Source organism: Mesorhizobium sp. M2A.F.Ca.ET.037.01.1.1 (assembly GCF_003998075.1).
Taxonomy (GTDB): Bacteria; Pseudomonadota; Alphaproteobacteria; order Rhizobiales; family Rhizobiaceae; genus Mesorhizobium.
This window is the reverse complement of sequence record NZ_RZSA01000428.1, coordinates 1-5,247: the sequence shown is the minus strand read 5'-3', so window position 1 is coordinate 5,247 and position 5,247 is coordinate 1. Positions and strand designations below refer to the sequence as shown.

At 61.5% G+C, this 5,247-nt stretch carries 4 protein-coding genes and 1 pseudogene; 4 read left to right on the top strand and 1 reads right to left on the bottom strand.

Translation table 11 applies throughout. The annotated features are described in order from the left end of the window. The 3 genes and pseudogenes from EOA27_RS20530 to EOA27_RS20520 all read left to right on the top strand — a co-directional run. Positions 1 to 317, top strand: a pseudogene (locus tag EOA27_RS20530) (hypothetical protein); the annotation flags it as partial. A 1-nt stretch (position 318) separates the two neighbouring features. Further along, positions 319 to 1,563, top strand: coding sequence for a glycosyltransferase (locus EOA27_RS20525; RefSeq protein ID WP_126081337.1), 1,245 nt, complete (start codon positions 319 to 321; stop codon positions 1,561 to 1,563). Then, positions 1,560 to 2,717: a glycosyltransferase family protein gene (locus tag EOA27_RS20520; RefSeq protein WP_126081338.1), complete on the top strand. Its 1,158-nt coding sequence runs from the start codon at positions 1,560 to 1,562 to the stop codon at positions 2,715 to 2,717. The genes EOA27_RS20525 and EOA27_RS20520 overlap by 4 nt, the downstream gene beginning before the upstream one ends. Before the next feature lie 114 nt (positions 2,718 to 2,831). Here the strand turns inward: EOA27_RS20520 and EOA27_RS20515 are convergent, their stop codons facing one another. Then, entirely contained in the window at positions 2,832 to 3,503 is a 672-nt protein-coding gene (locus EOA27_RS20515; RefSeq protein WP_127249239.1) for a class I SAM-dependent methyltransferase, read from the bottom strand. Between the two features lie 162 nt (positions 3,504 to 3,665). Between EOA27_RS20515 and EOA27_RS20510 the strand changes: the two genes are divergently transcribed. Further along, the coding region (locus EOA27_RS20510) for an ABC transporter ATP-binding protein (RefSeq protein WP_145970440.1) at positions 3,666 to 5,247 on the top strand (1,582 nt) is incomplete at its 3' end.

The following is a 5,247-nucleotide window of genomic DNA, read 5'->3' as shown; positions in this document are numbered from 1 at the left end:
GTTACAACACCTATTGCGAGATACTGTCTTTCGACAAGCCGGCGCTAATCGTGCCGCGCGTCGAGCCCCGTGAGGAACAACTGATCCGCGCTCGGCGCGCAGCCGAACTCGGCCTTATCGAGATGCTTTTGCCGGACGAAGCCAAGGATTCCCAGCGGTTTGCCGATGCACTGGTGGCGCTGCCGGACCGGCCCCGCCCATCTCAGAGCAATCCGCATCTGAGGCTGGAAGGACTGCCTCATATTTCCGAAATCGTCGCAGAACTGCTCGATCGGCGGGCCAGCCCTCACCTTTCGGTCATTGAGGGAATGAGCTGAGTTGCAACGTCGCAAGATCGTCGTGGTTCTAAAGGGCTATCCGCGGTTGTCGGAAACCTTCATCGCGCAGGAACTGCTCGGTCTGGAGCGCGCGGGATTTGACCTGATACTCGTCGCGCTCAGGCGGCCGACCGACGCAAAACGCCACCCTGTGCATGACGAGATCAAGGCGCCCATCCGTTATCTGCCGGAATATCTGCATGAAGAGCCGCTGCGCGTGCTTCGCTCGCTGTTTGCCTATCTGCTGCGGCCGGGGTTCTGGCGCGCGCTCGGATCGCTGGCTGCCGATATCCGCCGCGACTTTACGCGCAATCGCGTGCGCCGCTTCGGGCAAGCGCTCGTGCTGGCGGCCGAATGGCCGGAAGACGCGGGATGGTTGCATGCGCATTTCGCGCACACGCCGGCATCGGTGACGCGCTACGTCAGCCAGCTTCGTGGCCTGCCCTGGAGCTGCTCAGCCCATGCCAAGGACATCTGGACTTCTGCGGACTGGGATCTGGCCGGCAAGCTTTCCTCGGCGCGCTGGACGGTCACTTGCACGAAAACCGGCTTCGATCGTCTTAAAGAACTCGCAAACGGCAACTCGTCCGTGCATCTGAGCTACCATGGGCTTGACCTTGATCGCTTCGGCAGTTTCGGCGAGGCGCGAAAACAGCATGACGGCTCGGCGGCGGACGACCCGGTTATCATTCTCAGTGTCGGGCGCGCAGTTGCAAAGAAAGGTTACGATACCTTGCTGGAGGCGCTTGCCCTATTGCCTGGCGATTTGGCGTGGCATTTCGAGCATATCGGCGGCGGCGAGGAACTGGAACGGCTCAAGGCGCTGGCGCAAAAGTTCGGACTGGATGGTCGCGTGTCCTGGAAGGGCGCGCTTGCGCAAGAGGAGGTGCTTGAGCACTACCGGTGCGCCGACATCTTCGCCCTGGCCTGCAGGATCACCGCAAATGGCGACCGGGACGGTCTGCCGAATGTTCTGGTGGAGGCGGCCAGCCAGCGGCTTGCCTGCGTGTCGACCGATATTTCCGGCGTGCCGGAGCTTTTGTCGCCGGATGAAACCGGGCTGCTGGTTCCGACGGAAAACCCAATTGCCCTCGCACAGGCGCTGGAGCGCCTGATCCGCGATCCCGTGCTGCGCGCCCGCCTCGGCGACGCCGCCGAGCGGCGCGTGCGCGGCAATTTCGACCATACGGCAAGCATCGGACAGCTCAAGGAACTGTTCGAGCGCGAGTGGCGGGCCGCCGATTGAAGCGCGTCTTCCTCTATGTCCAGCACCTGCTCGGTATCGGCCATCTCGCTCGCTCCAGCCGCATCGCAGCGGCACTGGTCGATGTCGGGTTTGACGTAACCGTCGTGACCGGCGGCGCGCCGATCGCGGGGTTTCCGGGACCAGGGGTGAAAACTGTAACCCTGCCGCCTGTCACCTCCGGTGATGAAGGATTTTCCGGACTTGTCGACCTGCAGGGCAAGCCCATCGACGATGATTTCAAGAAACGGCGTTCAGAGATGCTGCTGCAGGCATACCGGGATTGCAGACCTGATATCGTCATTGTCGAGGCCTTTCCATTTGGACGCCGGCAGATGCGCTTCGAACTCATGCCGCTGCTCGAAGCCATCGAGGCGACATCGCCCAGACCGCTGCTGGCGACGTCCGTCCGCGATATCCTTCAGGAGCGCGTCAAGCCGGGCCGAAACGAGGAAACGGTCGATCTCATCAACAGGCATTTCGACCTTGTCATGGTCCACGGCGACCCAACTTTCGCAACCATCGACAGGACATTTCCACTAGCCTGGGCAATCAGGGCCGAGGTCACCTACACAGGGCTCGTTGCCGCGCCGCCATCGCCCGCGGCCTCCGAGCGCTTCGACATTCTGGTGTCGGTTGGCGGTGGAGCTGCCGGGAGGGGTCTTGTCAGTTCCACCATCGCAGCGGCGCGGAATGCCAAAAATGGCTGGAAATGGTGTTTGATCACCGGCCCCAACCTGCCGAAAGACGAGTTTGACGCGATCGCACGCGATGCCACGCCGGGCCTGTCCATCTTCCGCTTCCGCGAGGATTTCGCCAGCCTGCTGACCGGTGCCCGCCTGTCGGTCTCGCAGGCGGGTTACAACACGGTCTGCGATGTCCTGCGCGCGGGTTGTCGCTCCCTGCTCGTGCCGTTTGCAGCCGGCGGGGAAACCGAACAAACGGTTCGCGCCCTGATGCTCGAAGAACTCGGTCTTGCAACGGTGCTGATGGAAAAGGACCTGACGCCTGAAGGTTTGGCGCAGGCGATCGAACAGGCGCTGGTGGCGCCGAGGCCGTCCGCGCATCGTCTCGATCTGGAAGGGGCGCATCACTCGGCGCAAATCCTGCGCGAGCGGCATCGAACGCGGTCGCTAAAAATGGGGCCCGGGACATGACCAAGCAGACGGCGGGGCCTAAAGCGCGTCGCGCTGAACGGATTCAGTCGACGCGCTTTAAGTCTTGATGCATGTCGTTGTCCTAAACCGCTACGCGGTTTTGGACGAAAGGCACTAAACCGTCCCAATCAGCATGAAGCGCGTATATTTTTTTGTCGGTAGTTCGCCGGAGAATCGTATCTCCCGCAGCGCCGCCATTGCCTCGAAGGCTGCAAGTGAAGCCACGCAGTTAATGTGCGTCGGCTCGCTGAAATAGTCATTCGATTGCAGCAGTACATTCGTGCCCCGCGGGAGCAGGGCAAGCCAGGCGCGCAGATCGGCGATGTGCTCGCAGCTCGTATTGACTATCAGGTCGGACGGCCCGGCCGCATAGTCGAGTGCGTACATATCGGCTGTCAGCGCCCGGAACCGGTCGCCGGCTTCCCGGTTGAGGGTCTGGGCAACCGGCGCGACTTCGGGATCGATGTCGATGCTGTCAATCGTCGCGATGTCGAAGCGGGGGTCGTTGAAAAGCATCGCCGGCAAGATGCCGTACCATCCGCCCAGAACCCATATGCGCGCGAAGCGCCCGCCGCAGCTTTCGAACAGTCTGTCGAGCGCCCACATCTTGCAGGCCACCTGCTTGTGGTTGAAGGCGTTGGCGATGTCGGCCTGCGGATGTTTGGCGATGACGCGCGCCAGCCCTGCCACGAGAGGGTGGTTGACATAGGCGGCAATTCCCCGCGTGAGGTCCAAGGCCTGCTCGTGCCCGTCCATGCCGGCATTGCGCGGTTGCGTGACATCCATCATATTCGCCTTGTACGTTGGGATTTCGGGCGACACAACGCAATCTTGCCTCGCCAAGCCGCCTCGCAGGCTTCGAACGCGTCGCCGGCGATGATTGCCGATGCGCCGTCCACCAGCCGATGCTTTTACTTTGTTCTTTGAACTGAAGGTTCACAGTCGCATATGGAACCCAGCCTAGCTCGCTATATCTGGACGCACACCAAGAAGCAGCAGCTCTGGATATTGGTTATCGTCTTGCTTTCGATGATCCCGTATTTCATGTCCTTTGACCTGCCGAAGCTGATCGTCAACGGCCCGATCCAAGGCAAGGGGTTCGAGCAACCGGGCGCGACCCAGCCATTCATGAGGCTGCACTACAACCTGCCGTTCATCGGAGAGGTCCAGTTCTTTCCTGGCTTTCAGCTCGACCGCACGACGACGCTGTTTGCCCTCAGCCTCGTGTTCCTCCTGCTGGTCATCATCAACGGCCTGTTCAAATTCTACATCAACACCTACAAGGGCCGCCTCGGCGAACGCATGCTGCGCCGTATCCGCTTCGAATTGGTCGATCGTGTGCTGCGGTTTCCGCCGCGTTATTTCAAGCGCGTGAAATCCGCCGAGGTGGCAACCATGGTGAAGGACGAGGTGGAGCCGCTGGGCGGGTTCATCGGCGATGCTTTCCTGCAGCCGGTGCTGCTCGGCGGCCAGGCGGTGACGGCCATGCTGTTCATCGTGGTCCAGAACTTCTGGCTCGGAATGATCGCCGCCGTAATCGTTTTGATCCAGATCGTGCTCATCCCGCGAATGCGGCGGCGGCTGATCGTGCTCGGGCGTAAACGGCAGTTGACGGCGCGCGCGCTATCGGGCCGCGTCGGCGAAATCGTCGACGGCATCGGCGCGGTTCACGTCCATGATACATCAAACTACGAGCGCGCCGACATAGCTGCCCGGCTCGGGCTCATCTTCAAGATCCGCTTCGATCTTTACCAATGGAAATTCATGGTGAAGTTCCTCAACAATTTTCTCGCGCAGATCACGCCCTTTCTGTTCTACATGGTCGGCGGTTACCTGGTCATCCATGGCCGGCTGGACGTTGGCCAGCTCGTGGCCGTGATCGGCGCCTACAAGGACCTGCCCGGACCGATGAAGGAACTGATCGACTGGGATCAGGATCGGCAGGATGTCCAGGTCAAATACCAGCAGGTCGTCGAACAATTCACCGTCGAGGGTCTCATTGCGCCGCAAATCGGCGCACTGACGATCGATGATCCCGGTCCGATGACCAAACCTCTGTCGGCGATCGGTCTGTCCATGGCAGACGATGGCGGTGCAATGCTCCTCGACCGGGTCTCTCTGCAGGTGAACCCCGGTGAGACGGTGGCGCTGGTCAGCACCTCAACAGGTGGAGCGGAGGCGCTTGCAGAGGCCTTCGCGCGGCTGAGCTGGCCGGAAAGCGGAAAGGTCGCTTCGGGTGCCGACGACCTGCTTGAACTCCCTGAAGCAGTGACCGGCCGGCGCATGTCCTATGCCTCGTCCGATGTTTTCCTGTTCCAGGCAAGCCTCCGCGACAATCTGCTCTACGGATTGAAGCATGCGCCGCTGACATCGGTGACTTATGACGGTGCCGCGGCGGACCAGCACCGCTGGAACATTCACGAGGCGCGCCGGTCGGGCAACCCGGACCTTGATGTCCACAGCGACTGGATCGACTATGCTTCCGTCGGCGCTACCGGCCCGCACGACCTCTTTGAAGCCGTGCGCCAGG

Coding starts and splice junctions, on each gene's coding strand:
- EOA27_RS20515 (WP_127249239.1), bottom strand. CDS start 3,503: ATGGATGTCACGCAACCGCGCAATGCCGGCATGGACGGGCACGAGCAG.